This window comes from Providencia sp. PROV109, assembly GCF_033681625.1.
In the GTDB taxonomy this organism is placed as follows: domain Bacteria; phylum Pseudomonadota; class Gammaproteobacteria; order Enterobacterales; family Enterobacteriaceae; genus Providencia; species Providencia hangzhouensis.
The window spans coordinates 3,961,275-3,977,045 of sequence record NZ_CP096320.1 but is presented as its reverse complement, the minus strand read 5'-3'; the positions used below and the strand labels follow the sequence as shown (position 1 = coordinate 3,977,045).

The 15,771-nt window shown below is 37.9% G+C and carries 13 protein-coding genes; all 13 read left to right on the top strand.

Going from position 1 to position 15,771, the window contains the following annotated elements; genetic code table 11:
- Nucleotides 1-147 precede the first annotated feature (147 nt).
- The 13 genes from M1F25_RS18410 (at nt 148) to M1F25_RS18350 (ending at nt 15,761) form a co-directional block, all read left to right on the top strand.
- Nucleotides 148-1,107: a D-2-hydroxyacid dehydrogenase gene (locus M1F25_RS18410; protein WP_181488711.1), complete on the top strand. Its 960-nt coding sequence runs from the start codon at nt 148-150 to the stop codon at nt 1,105-1,107.
- A gap of 30 nt (nt 1,108-1,137) precedes the next feature.
- Nucleotides 1,138-1,947: a class I fructose-bisphosphate aldolase gene (locus M1F25_RS18405; protein ID WP_004259316.1), complete on the top strand. Its 810-nt coding sequence runs from the start codon at nt 1,138-1,140 to the stop codon at nt 1,945-1,947.
- A 37-nt stretch (nt 1,948-1,984) separates the two neighbouring features.
- Nucleotides 1,985-3,025, top strand: coding sequence for a zinc-dependent dehydrogenase (locus M1F25_RS18400; RefSeq protein WP_036958064.1), 1,041 nt, complete (start codon nt 1,985-1,987; stop codon nt 3,023-3,025).
- A 20-nt stretch (nt 3,026-3,045) separates the two neighbouring features.
- On the top strand, nt 3,046-4,548 hold the full coding sequence (locus M1F25_RS18395) for a xylulokinase (RefSeq protein WP_096864455.1): 1,503 nt from the start codon (nt 3,046-3,048) through the stop codon (nt 4,546-4,548).
- A gap of 135 nt (nt 4,549-4,683) precedes the next feature.
- Nucleotides 4,684-6,006: an MFS transporter gene (locus M1F25_RS18390; protein WP_004259309.1), complete on the top strand. Its 1,323-nt coding sequence runs from the start codon at nt 4,684-4,686 to the stop codon at nt 6,004-6,006.
- A gap of 80 nt (nt 6,007-6,086) precedes the next feature.
- On the top strand, nt 6,087-7,232 hold the full coding sequence (locus M1F25_RS18385; protein ID WP_004259307.1) for a glycerate kinase: 1,146 nt from the start codon (nt 6,087-6,089) through the stop codon (nt 7,230-7,232).
- A 175-nt stretch (nt 7,233-7,407) separates the two neighbouring features.
- On the top strand, nt 7,408-8,565 hold the full coding sequence (locus tag M1F25_RS18380) for a sugar diacid recognition domain-containing protein (protein WP_004259303.1): 1,158 nt from the start codon (nt 7,408-7,410) through the stop codon (nt 8,563-8,565).
- Nucleotides 8,566-9,958: 1,393 nt separating this feature from the next.
- Nucleotides 9,959-10,489 carry a fimbrial protein gene (locus tag M1F25_RS18375; protein ID WP_181488709.1) on the top strand — a complete coding sequence of 177 codons (531 nt, stop codon included), beginning with the start codon at nt 9,959-9,961 and terminating at the stop codon, nt 10,487-10,489.
- A 79-nt stretch (nt 10,490-10,568) separates the two neighbouring features.
- Nucleotides 10,569-11,120 (top strand): fimbrial protein, encoded by a 552-nt coding sequence (locus M1F25_RS18370; protein WP_181488707.1) that lies wholly within the window; start codon nt 10,569-10,571, stop codon nt 11,118-11,120.
- 20 nt (nt 11,121-11,140) lie between these two features.
- Nucleotides 11,141-13,831 (top strand): outer membrane usher protein, encoded by a 2,691-nt coding sequence (locus M1F25_RS18365; RefSeq protein ID WP_181488705.1) that lies wholly within the window; start codon nt 11,141-11,143, stop codon nt 13,829-13,831.
- A 35-nt stretch (nt 13,832-13,866) separates the two neighbouring features.
- Nucleotides 13,867-14,619 carry a fimbria/pilus periplasmic chaperone gene (locus M1F25_RS18360; RefSeq protein WP_004259296.1) on the top strand — a complete coding sequence of 251 codons (753 nt, stop codon included), beginning with the start codon at nt 13,867-13,869 and terminating at the stop codon, nt 14,617-14,619.
- A 13-nt stretch (nt 14,620-14,632) separates the two neighbouring features.
- The gene (locus M1F25_RS18355; RefSeq protein WP_181488703.1) at nt 14,633-15,214 is read left to right on the top strand and encodes a fimbrial protein; all 582 of its coding nucleotides are present in this window, start codon (nt 14,633-14,635) and stop codon (nt 15,212-15,214) included.
- Complete coding sequence (locus M1F25_RS18350) at nt 15,207-15,761, top strand: fimbrial protein (protein WP_004259293.1); 555 nt, start codon at nt 15,207-15,209, stop codon at nt 15,759-15,761. Before M1F25_RS18355 ends, M1F25_RS18350 begins: the two co-directional genes overlap by 8 nt.
- Nucleotides 15,762-15,771 lie beyond the last annotated feature (10 nt).

Genomic DNA, 15,771 nt, shown 5'->3' with positions numbered 1-15,771 from the left:
TTGTGCATTTGCACAATTATATTCAATTTTTCACGTTAAAAACTAGTCATTCTTACAATGCCTTCCTGATAAGCGAATTATATAATTTTATTAAATCAAAAAGTCTAATTGACATTCATTTTGTTGATTAATTGGGTGGTAATAAAAATGACAGTTAAAATCGTGTTTCTCGATCATGACACTTTCCCTGAAGGAATAAATATTAAGAAAATAAATAAAGAATATAGTTTAGAACTATATGGGAAAACATCGGAAGATGAAATTATTGAGCGAGTGAAAAATGCAAAAATTATTATTACCAATAAAGTAAAAATCACTAAAAAAATTATTGAATCTGCAAAGCAACTCAAATTCATTTCTGTCGCTGCAACAGGAACGGATGTGATTGATATTGGTGCTTGTAATGAGCGTAATATATTAGTTTCTAACATCAGAAATTATGCAATAAATACAGTGCCTGAGCATACGTTTACCTTGATTTTAGCCTTACGTCGTAGCTTATTAGCCTATGCACAATCAGTACGAAATGGTCGTTGGCAAGAATCAGGCCAGTTTTGTTATTTTGATTATAAAATTAATAATTTAGCTGGGTCGACGCTTGGTATTATTGGTGATGGTGTCTTAGGTAAGGCAGTTGCTGATATCGCAAAAGCTTTTGGTATGAAGGTGTTGTTTTCCACATACAAAGGAACGAATAATATGGGCCCACTATATACACCATTTGAAGATGTTATTTCGAAAAGTGATATTATTTCTATTCATTGTCCATTACTCAAATCCACCAAGGATTTAATTAGCTTTTCAGAATTCGAACAGATGAAATCATCTTGTATTTTAATTAATACAGCACGAGGTGGGATCGTTAATGAAGAAGCATTATATGGCGCTCTAATAAATAATAAAATATTAGGTGCTGGGTTTGATGTTTGTATTTCAGAACCACCCGAAAAAGAAAGCTATATGATGAAATTAACTCAGTTATCAAATTTTATTCTTACCCCTCATATTTCATGGGCTAGTTTTGAAGCCATACAAACCTTATCAGACATGATGATGGACAATATCGAAGCCTTTTTATCTGGCCATCCTCAAAATTTAGTTAATTAATTCACTCATTGATTTAAAGAGGTCATTAATATGTTTTTAGGAAAAGAAATTCGTTTAAAAAGATTATTAAATAAAAAATCTGGCCGCCTTCTTGCGATTACTATGGATCATCCGATTACACGTGGTGTATTACCGGGAATTGGTGATATTAAATCTGTCATGAAACAGGTTGTTGCGGGTGCACCTGATGCCATTACGATGCATAAAGGTATTATTGAAAAGGTTTATCCTCCGTATGTTGCTTCCGATGTTTCTATCATCATGAAAGCGACAAGTTATTCCATACCTTACCATGAAGCTTATGACACACCCGTTGCTGACGTTGAAGAAGCGATTCGTTTAGGAGCAGATGCAATTTCAGTCGGTTGTATTATGGGAGGACCTGAACAAGCACAGCAATTGACATTTTTAGGTCAAGTATCAAAAGCCGCTGCTTCCGCGGGACTGCCTTTAGTCGCGCATATTTATCCAAAAGGTCCAATGATTGAAGATAGTTTTGATGCGAAAAATCTCGCTTACTGTGTTCGCGCAGGCGCTGAGCTAGGTGTCGATATCATCAAAACACTTTGGTCAGGTTCCCCTGAGACATTTAAATCAGTCGTTGATAGCTGCCCAGCAATGGTTGCTTTAGCTGGCGGTGATATGGGGAGTGATCTTGTTAGCTTCCTAACAAATACACGTAAAGCATTAGATATTGGTGTTGGTGGTGTGACATACGGGCGCTTCGTATGGCAGCACGAAAACCCAACAGCAGTCATTAAGGCTCTGAATGCATTAATTAATGATGATTGTTCGGTTGACCAAGCTATCGCGGAATATAAGCAAGCTGGTGGCAAATAACTAACGTTCATAGCTGTTATGCATGGGGGAGGAAAAAATGAAAGCAGCGGTATTGTATGCGCCTAATGAACTTAGAGTGGCAGACGTTAAATATCCACAAGTTGGTAAAGGCGATGTGGTTATTAAAGTCAAAGCAGCCGCGATTTGTGGAACTGACGGACGGATTATTTCCGGTAAAAAAACTAAAGGTGTGCGTTACCCTTCTGTAATAGGACATGAATTTTCAGGGGAAATTGTCGAAGTCGGTGAAAATGTGACTGACCTAAAAGTCGGTGACGCAATCGCTGTTGATCCTGTAGTACCATGCCGTTCTTGCGTTTATTGCCGAATTGGTAAAGAAAATGTCTGTTTAAATCGCCAAGCTATCGGTTATGAGTTTGACGGCGCTTTTGCGGAATATGTTCGAATACCAGAGGTTGCATTGTCATCGGGTAACGTCTTTAAGATACCGCAAGGGATGTCTTTTGAAGCCGCAGCGTTAGCTGAGCCGTTAGCTTGCTGTATCAATGGACAAAAAAATGTGGGTATTGAGCTCGGTGATACGGTGGTCATTATTGGTGCGGGGCCTATCGGGTTAATGCACGTGCAACTTGCACGTTTCTCAGGTGCGACAAATATTATTGTGAGTGAACTCAATGAACAGCGCCAACAGGCTGCGTTAAATTGCGGTGCAACACGCGTCGTTAATAGCCAGCAAGAAAACTTACTGGATGTCGTAAAAGGCTTGACGGAAGGTGTGGGGGCAGATGTTGTGATTATTGCCATTGGCATCCCTGGATTAGTTAATCCTGCGTTGGAACTCGCTAGAAAAGGCGGGCGAGTTAACTTGTTCGCTGGTTTTTCAAAAGATGATATGGCGCAAATTGATGTCAATATTATTCACTACAACGAGCTTATTCTTACGGGAGCTAGTGCGTTAAGCCGGGAAGGATACCAACAAGCTTTGACACTGATTTCTTCTGGCTTAATTGATATTGAGAAATTAGTGACTCACCGATTTGTTTTAGATGAGATTAACGAGGCCATGGCAACCGCTCAAAAAGGTGACGCGATTAAAATTATTATACATAACAATTAAAAGCAGGCGTTGGAGGCAGCATGATGGACAGTGTCTATTTGGGAATTGATGCAGGTAGCAGTAGTGTGAAAGTTTGTGCGTTTAATTTCCATGGAGAATTATTGGCAAAGGCTTCACGTGATACCAATATTATTTCCAAATCTCCCAAAAATCATGAAATTGACTTAAATGATTTTTGGAGAAAGACCGCAGATGCAGTTAAAGAAGTGACTTCTCAAGTAAAGAATATCGTATCTGTGAGTTTCTCTGTTGCTTGCCCAACGCTGGTTTTATTGGATAAACATAATAAACCTGTCGCAAATGGGATTACTTACCTCGATGGGCGTTCCGAAGGCTTCATACAGCAAACACTTGGGGAAAATATAACGCATGTTCGGGCGCTTTCTTGTAATAGCCCAAGTCCGTCTGCATGTTGGGTAGGAACGTTAGGATGGCTACAAGAACAACAGCCGGAATTAATGCAAAAAGTTCATAAAGTCGTGCTACTTAATAGTTTTTTATCTTTAAAGTTAGGGAGCCAAAAAGCCGCCATTGACCCGACCCAAGCTGCGTATTCTGGCGCAGTGGTTTTGGCGAAAGCTCCTAAGTGGTCAAAAGAATTATTAAGGTATTGGAAGTTTAATCACGATATTTTGCCGCCGATTTACCAATGCACCTCTGTGGTTGGTAAAGTGAGTAAAGAAGCCGCTCAAGAAACGGGATTAAAAGAAAATACGCCAATTATTTTAGGGTCGGCAGATACCGCCGCTGCAGCATTCGCGGTTGGGTTACTTGACCCTGAAACGGCTTTTGAATCAACAGGAACATCGGGAGTCATTACGTTTTGCTTAGAAGAGCCAAATTTTGATCCTCGTTTTATGAACCGGTACCACATCGTCCCCAATCAATGGTTGGCCCATGGTGCGATGTCGACAACAGGGGGAACATTCAGTTGGTTAAATCAGGCTATTTGGCCGGAAGTTAATGACCATGAACAGTTGGAAATATTTTCAAAATCATCAGTACCTGGTGCCAATGGCTTAATTTATCTGCCTTATTTAGCTGGAGAACGTAGCCCTATTTGGGATGTTAATGCATCGGGAGCATGGATAGGCTTACGTCTAAATCATACTCGCGATGATATGGTCAGGGCGGCATTTGAAGGTACAGCATATGGTCTAAAACAGATCTTGAATATTGCTAATGAAAAATGGGGAGTGATATTAGATGAATTACTCAGCGTAGGAGGTGGATCACGTAATACATTATGGACTCAAATTAAAGCGGATATTCTTCAGGTTGAATATAATATTGCCCAAACAGCAGACGCAGCGGCTTTTGGCGCCGCAATGGTTGGTGCGACAGGAGCTGGTTTTTTCTGTGGCATTAATGACCCTGATTTACCGATTATAAAAACAGAAGATATCACATTCACACCAAATCAAGATAAAAAAACACAAGATACTTATGACAAGCAGTTTAATATTTACAATGGGCTGTATCCTTTATTAAAAGAAACAATGCATAGCTTGTCGAGTAAATAAAATTATTTGAAGTAAGTTTAAATTAAATAACGTTCCTAAATGTTAATTTTAATGAATTAGCAGGGATCGTTTCATTCTTAAAAAAGCAGGTAATAAAACGTGTATTAAATAATAAACTGCTCTGGAGCGAAAATAATGATAAATTCAAATCCGATTAAGCCAAAGACGAATTATCGTTGGGTGGTATTAGCCCTGATTTTTATCGTCTATGCTGTAAATTATGCAGACAGAAGTAATATTGGTGCGGTTCTACCTTTTATTACTGATGAGTTTAAATTAACTAATTTAGAAGCGGGTTCTCTCGCGAGTATGTTTTTCCTCGGTTATGCTTTATGCCAAATACCCGCGGGCTTTTGGATGGCAAAACGTGGGATCAGAGGAATGGTGTCATTATCCATTCTCGGTTTCTCCGCCATGACTTGGTTTATTGGCTTAGCCCAATCTGCCTTTGCAATTAAGTGGTTGCGTCTTGGCCTAGGTATGGCAGAAGCGCCAACTCCTGTCGGGCTAACGTCGACAATTAATAATTGGTTTCCAGCAAAAGAAAAAGCAACTGCCACTGGGGTTTATATTGCTTCAACGATGTTTGCTCCGATTATTGTTCCACCATTAGTCGTTTGGATTGCATTAACTTATGGATGGCGCTGGGTCTTTATTCTGTTCGCTATTCCCGGTATTTTTCTCGCTATTATTTGGTATTTATTTGTTAGAACAAAACCAGAGGAAAGTCGCTTTGTTTCACAAAGTGAATTAGATTATATTCGTGCCGATAATTCAGAAATTGCAGAAAAGAAAATAGAAGGCAATATTGTTCTGAGTCCTAAATTTAATACGCTAGATAAATTTATTCGTGTTAAATCAGTCACGCCATTAAGTTCAGCTTCCCAAATATTTAAATCTAAAAATATTTGGTGTAATACCATTTCTTATTTCATGATGGTCAGTATTTTATATGGAATATTAACCTGGATACCTTCTTATCTGGTGAATGAAAAAGGCTTTTCATTTATGAAGATGGGCTTTGTTGCATCAATGCCATTTGTTGGTGGGTTTATCGGTTCGATTTTTGGTGGCTGGATTTCTGATAAAGTTTTTGGTCGTCGTCGTAAACCTACGATGCTATTTACCGCAGTAGCGACGATTGCCATGATGTTAGTGATGTTGAATGTTCCTGAAAGTACGACTGCAGTTGCGCTTGCCCTTTTCTCGGTTGGTTTATTCTTGAATATTGGCTGGCCTGCATTTACTGCTTATCCAATGGGAGTTGCTGATAATAATAACTACCCAATTGCGATATCTGTTGTGAATAGTGGAGGAAACTTAGGTGGCTTCGTTTCACCTATGATGGCAGGGCTATTGTTAGATATGACTGGTAAGTTTGATGCTGTTTTCTCTTACTTTGGTATCTGTGCGGTGATTGGCTTAATTATGATCCTGTTACTTGATGAACCGAAATAATAAAAAGTCGTATCAGGTGGGGCAATACCCACCTGAATTTTTAACTTATTGATAATAAAAATTTCTAAAGGATTATTTTTATGAAAATAGTCATTGCACCTGACTCATTTAAAGAGAGTTTATCTGCATTGAAAGTCGCAACGGTTATTGAGAACGGGTTCAAAGAGGTATTTCCACATGCAACTTATGTAAAGTGTCCTATTGCGGATGGAGGTGAAGGCACTGTTGTGACGATGGTTGAGGCTACCCATGGCGAAATCTATCACCTTGATGTTATTGGTCCTTTAGGCACGAGTGTTCAAGCATTCTATGGTTTATCTCAAAATAAGCAGCAAGCATTTATAGAAATGGCTGCGGCAAGTGGGCTAGAGCTAGTCCCTGTTGAATTAAGAAACCCGTTACTTACGACATCATATGGAACAGGAGAATTGATAAAAGCCTGCCTAGATACTGGGGTAAAGCAGATTATTATTGGTATAGGCGGGAGTGCAACTAATGATGGCGGAGCAGGAATGTTGCAAGCACTTGGGGCCAAATTATTAGATTCACATGGGCAACAAATTAAATTAGGAGGACAAGCACTTGCCGACTTAGCGTGTATTGATGTCAGTACAATAGACCCTAGGATAAAAGCTTGTCAATTTAGTATTGCTTGCGATGTTTCGAACCCATTGATTGGTAAAAATGGTGCATCTGTAATATTTGGCCCCCAAAAGGGTGCGACAAATGAACATATTGAAATGTTAGACAAAAATTTAGAACATTTCGCAGATATCATTAAGCGAGATTTGCATGTTGAGGTTCATTATATTGCAGGAGCCGGTGCAGCAGGAGGGATGGGAGCAGCTTTACTTGCTTTCCTAAAAGCGGAACTTAAGCCTGGCTTTGATATTATTGCACAAACCTTGAACCTTGAATCACATATGGTAGGGGCGAGTTTAGTCATTACAGGGGAAGGGCGATTAGATAGCCAAAGTTTGAATGGCAAAGTGCCTTTCGGCGTCGCTCAGTTAGCTAGAAAACATAAAATACCCGTTATTGCCATTGTTGGAAGCCTTGGTGATGACCTCAGTCATTTACAACAATATGGTATTGATTCAGCGTTTAGTATTTTGCATAAAATTAGTTCACTAAAAGAAGCACTGAATAATGCTGAAAGTAATTTATTTAATTGTACTAAAAATATAGCGAATACGTTGAATATTAAAATTGACAACAAGAATTGAAGTAATAATTTGAAAATTTAGCTTTGTTTGCTTTATTTTGAATTGAATTTATTTTTCTTGATTTTTTCAATGAATATTGAATACTGGAACCAATTAAATTAATAATAAACATTATTAAAACTTATAGTTTAAAATCTTGTTTCTATTTTACAGCACCAGCAAAAGAGGTTGAAATATGTATGATTATTGTCTTACCTCCAAATTAGCGCAAGAAATCGTTGATAGAACCATGAAGATTATTGATTGCAATATTAATGTTATGGACGAAACTGGATGTATTATAGGAAGTGGAGATAGTAATAGATTAGGCGAATTTCATGAAGGCGCTTTGCTTGCAATAAAGCAAAAGCGAACGGTTGTTATTGATGACGCCACTGCAAATCATTTACATGGGGTTAAACCAGGTGTTAATTTACCTCTTTATTTGAATAGTAAAATTATAGGTGTAATAGGATTAACAGGAGAACCAACCCAAATTAAACAATTTGGGGAGTTGGTTTCAATGACAGCCGTAATGATGCTAGAGCAGGCAGAGATTTATAACCATTTGAATTTAAACGATCGTTTTAAAGAAGAAATTATTCTAACTTATATCGAAAATGGAACAATTCCCGATAATATAACTGAATGGTCTAAAAAGCTTAATATTAATTTTTCTATTCCACGAGTTGCTATAATTATTGAATTAGATAGTGGCCAATTAGGTGTGAATAGTGCATTTAGTGAATTGCAAGAAATTAAAAAGCTAATTGAATATAAGAATCCTGATAACTTAGTCGCTATTCAATCTTTGACGGAAATTGTTTGTTTAACCCCTGCACTAAATAAGTTCAATCGATGGGATATTGATAATGAAAAAAAGAAAATTATAAAATTAGAATCAGATATTCAGAAGTTATTTAAATTACAAGTGAAAATATCATTAGGTAATTTTTTTTTAGAGCCCGCAGAGGAATCGATTAAAAAATCATACGAGACGGCTAAAATTACCATGCAAGTAGGGAAAGCTAAGAAACCCCAGTTAAAAATTTACTGTTACCAAGATATTATGCTACCGGTTTTATTATACGGTTTAAATTTTAAATGGTCTTCAGAAGAACTATTAAAACCATTGAATACATTATTACATGAAGATTCTAATGGTGTGCTAATTAAAACATTAACAGTCTGGTTTAAAAATAATTTATTATCTCGTGAAACAGCTAACGAGTTGTTTATTCATAGAAATACATTAGATTATCGTTTAAAAAGGATATCTGAGATAACAAAATTAGATCTATTAACGATTGAAAGTAAGGTACTGTTGTATGTTGCTCTACAGCTGAAAAACTAATCTGATAACACTATTGAGGGGCAGTTTTCATAGAGTAATAGAAGAAAATGCCATCCTTGTAGGGAATCGCCTCAAACTCTGATGCAACGAAACGTCAGTAAATTTTTAACTTCTTATCTCATACCTTGGTTAGTTAGCGGCTATTTGTCGACTCGCAAGTGCTTCGAGCATAATAAGGCTTTTTACCTACATCACATGACCACCCAATGAGTAGCCTATCAGGAAAACAAAAACGTATTAACATCAAACTAGGCTAGCACAGATTGTTTTTAATCTGCTAGAGATCAATCTATCTTCTATTTTGCTCAATAACGTCTAATTTAATCATATTTTAATTCCAATATTTTTTATTGGTATTTTTACTTAAATGTATAGCCTCTATATTTTAACTATCACCATTAGGTCAGTGATGTAATTATCGAGAATAACTTAAGGTGTTCTGTTTATTCATGGTGGGTTTTCTAGAAACTGACTTTATCCAACGTATCTTAATTTAGTTAGTTAATCTTAAAAAATAACCTGATTGTGATTATAGAAGCTAATTTTTTGGTTTTTTGAGGCTTAAAGATAAGATTTATATAATTATAGATTTATTGAAAGTTACTTTTTATTACCATTTGAAATATTTTGCAATGAAGTTTTTTTCTAGTAGATACTTATTTAATTCGTTTGTTCTTAATTGTTTCTATTTTCATTTCAATTTAAAAAAATGTTTTATTATATTATTGTTTTCTAGGTTCCATTCATATAAAAAACACAAAAATTTAATGTATCTATATGATATTTATTGTTTTATGTTTGTTTTTCTTTTTGGCTTAAATGTAACAATCAGTGAATTGAGAAACATTATGAAAATATTTAATTGTTTTTTTTGAGATGTTTCTGATTAATTATTTTTCAGTAAACTTTTCGTTTTAATGATTTTATCTAATTCTATTTTTATTATTATCTTCCACCTCATTTTTTTTCACTAATAAGAATCCGTTTTATGAGTATAAAAAACTTTATTAGTAATGATTGGGTTTATTTTGTGGTTTTTTATTAAAAAAAGGTCGATTTAATTAGATGTACATCACTCGTTTATCCGGTAATGGAGTATTTGAAATAGAGTATTGTCAGGATATTATATATATATCACTAACTTACAATGTGAGTAGCTAATTAATCTTCAGATTTGACATAACTAGAATGAGATATAATAATGGCACCGCATTGATGCATTGTTTAATTATTTTATTTGTTAATGGAGTTTGATAAATAAGAATAATTATTAGTGTCAATCCTTAATATTTACTAATCGAATATATTTTAAGAAAAAATTAAAATAATCAGATTGATAATAACTCATTATTTTAATTTGTGTCGTCTTTTTTATCTAATGGAAATGTATAAAATGAAATTAAATAAACTTGCTTTAGTATTAGGTTTAGGTCTGGCAGTAGTTGCGGGTTCTGCTTCTGCGAACCAAGGTGGCGGTAAAGTCACTTTTAAAGGTTCAATTATTGATGCTCCTTGCTCAATTCCACCAGGTTCTCAAGCATTTGAAGTACAAATGGGTGCTATTGCGACGTCTGCATTAAACGGTGGCGGTAAAAGTATTGCTCGTGACTTCAATATCCAATTAGAGCAGTGTGACATCACAACTCTGAAAACTGTTCAAACTACATTTACTGGTATCCCAAGTACTTCAGTAACTGATGGTTTAGCTATTGCTGGTACTGCGAAAAATGCGGGTATCGTGATCACTGATTACAACGGAACTAAAATTGCTTTAGGTGCTAAATCACCATCTCAAACTTTATTAACTGGTGCGAACACATTGCGTTTCCAAGCTTATTTGCAAGGCGATGATGATGCAGCAAACAACCCAGCTGTACCAGGTGAATTTGATGCAATTGCAACATTTGCTCTGAGCTACCAGTAATTGGTATAGCCCGTACAAGGATGTATGGGCACTAATTTTAAAGCATTGAAATTGGTTATTAAGTTGAAATGGAGTCGCTATGAATCACTTTGGCATCATTGTCATGGTGCTTTCAGGAATGATATTTGCCCCGATAGTTAGTGCGCAAAATCAAAATTCTCGGGCACAAAGTCAGTTCAAAGGAACTGTTACCATGGGCGGTTCAATCATTGAGAGCCCTTGTGCAATAGATGCAGATAGCCGAGATCAATCAGTTAACATAACGACTGTACCGGTTAGCCAGATAATTCACGACAGAGAAAGCCCTACAAGTGATTTCTCTATACGCCTTATCAATTGTGTTTTAACACCGGTAACTCCTGGAACTCCTAATTGGCAAACTTTCAATATTACATTCGATGGTCCAACAGATGGCCGTAACTTCGATGTTTTTGGGCATGCAAATGGATTGTCAGTAAAAATTTCTGATACAGCTGGAAATGTAGCTATACCTGGTCAGGCAATGCCTGATTTACCCATTAGCGCAGGGAATACAACTTTGCACTATAAGGTACGGGTAGTACCTAATAATAAACGTTTAAAACCAGGGAATTATCAGACAACTATCCGTTTTAAAATGGATTATTACTGAGTTATTACTAAGGGACTATTATGGCTCTGCAATTAAAAAGTAAAAATAAAGCATTTAATAACTCAGTAAGTTATTTTTTAACGCCTGTTGCTACCATGGTGTTTCTTGCTATTGCTCATATAAATTTAGCTAATGCAAATAATGATAGTATTGAGTTTAATACAGATGTTTTAGATCTTCAGGATAAACAAAATATTTCCTTAAACGAGTTCTCTCGTGCGGGTTATGTTATGCCAGGGAAATATCCATTTAAAATTAATTTAAATAATCGCGACTTAGCTGACATTTTTGATATTGAATATATCGCGGATCCTAATGATCCAAGTATGACGGAGCCTTGTTTAACGCCAGATGTTGTTGAACATATTGCTTTGCGCGATGAATGGAAGAAAAAGGTTGAGTTTGCTAAAAATGGCCAATGTTTGATTCCAGAAACGATCCCCGGAATGACAGTAAGCGGTTCTTTAGCCAAAGAAACAGTCACAATTACTGTACCTCAGGCTTATATCGAATTTACTTCTGATAACTGGGATCCACCATCTCGTTGGGATGAAGGTGTACCCGCCCTAATTTTTGACTATAACTTGAATGCTAACTTAACAAGGCCTGCGGATTCAGCCAATACACAGTCAGTTACTGGTAACGGTACAACTGGCTTTAACCTTGGTGCGTGGCGTTTTAGGGCAGATTGGCAAGCAAGTTATAATCGCACTAATGGGCAATCGACCGACCGTAAATGGGATTGGAGCCAATATTATGCCTATAGAGCAGTAAAAGAGTTAAATGCAAAGCTTACTATGGGTGAGCAATTTTTACGTTCAGGGTTGTTTGACTCATTCCGTTATATGGGGGCTAGCCTGATCTCTGACGAAAGAATGCTACCACCAAACCTACGTGGCTATGCACCGGAGGTGACTGGCGTTGCAAGAACCAATGCAAAAGTGATCGTGACTCAGCAAGGACGTGTTATTTATGAAACACAAGTTGCGCCGGGGCCTTTCCGTATTCAAGATTTAAGTGATGCGGTTAGCGGTAAATTAGATGTACGTGTCGAAGAGCAGGATGGCTCCGTACAAGAATTCCAAATGAATACCGCCTCTATTCCTTATTTAACTCGTCCAGGCTCAGTGCTGTTTAAGATTGCAGGTGGACGACCGAATAATATGGAACACGAAACTGAGGGGCAAGGGTTTGTTACGGGGGAATTTAGCTGGGGGGTCTCCAACGGTTGGTCATTATTCGGCGGTGCAATAGCAGCAGGTGACTATAACGCGTTATCACTCGGTGTTGGTCGAGATTTACTCGCCTTTGGTGCAATTTCATTCGATGTCACTGAGTCACGCGCGAAACTGAAAACAGATAACAAAATCTATACGGGGGCATCGTATCGCTTAAGTTATTCAAAACGTTTTGAAGACTATGATAGCCAAGTAACTTTCGCAGGATACCGATTCTCTGAACGTGACTTTATGAGTATGAACCAGTACCTCGATCGTCGTTATAGAGGTGTGGAATTCGATAATAGTAAAGAGCTGTATACGATTACATTTAATAAGTATTTTACTAGTGCAGATCTGACAGCGTATCTGAACTATAACCACGAAACTTATTGGAATAAGCCAGCAGCAAAACGTTATAACCTTTCTATTGCGAAATATTTTGATATTGGCCGTTTTAAAAATATCAACTTAAGTTTAACGGCATTCCGTAACAAATTTGATAATAGAAATAATGACGACGGGCTATATATGAATCTCTCTTTGCCTTGGGCAGATAGAGCGTCAATTAGCTACAACAATATGGTGACAAGAGATGGTAACTCACACACCGTCAGTTATTTTGATTCCATTGATGATAAGACGAACTATCGTGTGGGTACTGGGGTGAGTAACCGAGGCCGTGGAACTGTTGATGGCTTCTATACACGTTACGCTGATTTAGCAACACTTACTGCAAGTACCAGCTATATCAATGGTGATACTGCTTCAGCTGCATTTTCTTTACAAGGTGGTGCAACAGTCACAGGGCATGGTGCGGCATTGCACCGTATTAATACCCCAGGTGGAAGTCGTGTGATGGTGGGAACTGAGGGTGTGAAAAACGTGCCTATTCAAGGTTTTGGGCCGACCACTGAAACCAATATTTTTGGTAAAGCGGTAGTTGCTGATATCAGTGATTACTATCGTACCAGTACATCCATTGATGTGACTCAATTGCCTGACAACGTAGAAGCCATCCGAACATCTCAGCCAATTACGTTGACAGAAGGGGCTGTAGGTTATCGCGAGTTTGAAGTGTTATCGGGTATTAAAACCATGGTGAGATTGGCATTGGCAGATGGAAGTTATCCGCCATTCGGTGCCACCGTGAGAAATGAGAAGAATAGAGAGCTCGGTATCGTAACTGATAATGGGTCTGTGTATATCTCAGGTATCAGCCCAAATGAAGTTTTAGATGTGTATTGGGATGGAAGTGTGCAATGCAAAATTCAGGTTCCAGAAAATATTACCACGGCTGAATTTAACTCACTGTTATTACCGTGTACAAGCAGCCCAAGTGCTGAACCTGGGTATATGCCAGCAAAAGCCGTTCCTGTTGGGCAGTCTGCTCCAGTTTACAAGCCTGCGCCGATTAAACAGGGCGTAGCGCCGAGTCAGCGTTGGTTATTAAAACCACCGGATATTGCTTACAGCACAGATTATACAGAGTAACCCAAGTTGCTTGATTTTATAAATAGTTGGTACTTATGAATATTAAAAAAATTGCATTTTTTACTACAACAATCACGTTATCTGCGGTGCTATGCGGGCAGGCTCTGGCTGCTATTGCACTTGATAGAACACGCGTTATTTATAATGGGACTGAAAAAACCATTAGCTTGAATATTAAGAATGAAAACACAGAATTACCTTATCTTGCGCAGGGTTGGATTGAAGACGCTAATGGTAACAAAATTGAAAGCCCACTCACGGTTTTACCACCAGTTCAACGTGTAGAACCAGGTGAAGGTAGCCAGGTTAAAATTCAATCTCTGCCTGATATCGCTACATTACCTCAAGACAGAGAAAGTGTTTATTACTTTAACTTACGTGAGATTCCACCACGTAGTAAAGAAGCTAACGTTTTACAGATTGCATTACAGACGCGTATTAAATTGTTTTATAGACCAAAAGCGTTATACGCCACTCGTACGGATTTAGAAAATCCATGGCAGGAAAAAATTACGTTAACGCGTAAAGGAGATGCCTACGAAATCACAAATCCAACTGCTTACTTTGTCACGATTGTGGATGCAAGTTCAAGAGTGGGTGGAGATACGGTGAAGCAATTTGAGCCTGTGATGATCTCACCAAAAAGTAACGGAATGCTTAAGGGTAGCGCAAGTGCCATGGGGGCAAAACCAGTTCTAACTTATATCAATGATTATGGTGGAAGGCCTAAATTGACGTTTGGTTGCGCCGGTACAACTTGCAAAGTTGAATCTTCGACGGACAGATAACGGAGAATAATGTATGAAAAGGACTCTCCAGTTCAGCACTATCTTATTTGGCTTAGTTCCAGTATTTACCTTTGGAATAAGTAGCTGGGATATTGATGGATTACACGGAACATTGACAGTAAATGGCATGATGACCGAGGCACCTTGTACGATGGATGTGACCAATTCAACGCGCCAAGAAGTGTCTCTAGGGGAGATCCCTTCTTATTCACTCCGTAAACCTGGTGATAGAGCTGAGCCAGTGTCATTCGAATTAGAATTTAGGCACTGCATTCGTACGGAAAGTCGAATGAAAGACACTCGAACGGGTCGTGCACTATGGGATGCAATGCAACCGGTGATAACGGTTTCTTTTGTTGCCGTATCGGATAAGCATTTTCCAGAAATGTTAAGTGTAAAAGGTGTCTCTGGCGTGGCGTTAGAAGTGACGGATGCACAACGAGAAGATATCAGGCTAGGAAGTCGTGGTCGTCCACAATTTCTCGATGCACCGCAAGGCACACTTCAATATTTTGTAACGCCAGTGAGAACTCCCGAAAAACTGACGGAAGGAAGTTTCAGCGCCGTAATGGACTTTAAGGTGGATTATGAGTGATTTAAATAAGCAGCGGTACCTGCTGGCATCATGTCTCGCTGGAATATTTTTTACATCGGTTTCCTATGCAGGATTACCTGATTCGCGTATTAGCCCATCAGGAAGTACAAGGGCGACAATTACGCCAGGTATGATAACCGTACCGATTAAAGGGGTTGTTTTGGCACCACCACCTTGCAAAATTAATGGCGGAAATATAATCAAAGTTAATTTTGACGAAATCATGAGTACACGGATTGACGGTAACGCCTATGCAAAATCGATAAATTACAATATTGATTGTGAAAAAAGACCGACATCACAAATGAAAATGACGTTGGTTGGTATTCCTGCCTCCTTTGATAGTGGTGCGATTGAAACAGACATTCAAGGTTTAGGGATCGCTTTTCGTTATAACGGAAGCAAACTTCGATTAAATCAAGAAATTAAGTTTGTTTATCCAAATGCCCCTCAATTTGAAGCCATACCTGTTCGTGATTTATCCACAACATTAACAAAGGGTGGGGTTTTTCATGCGGGCGTCACTATCAAACTTGATTATCAGTGAGGGGAAAATA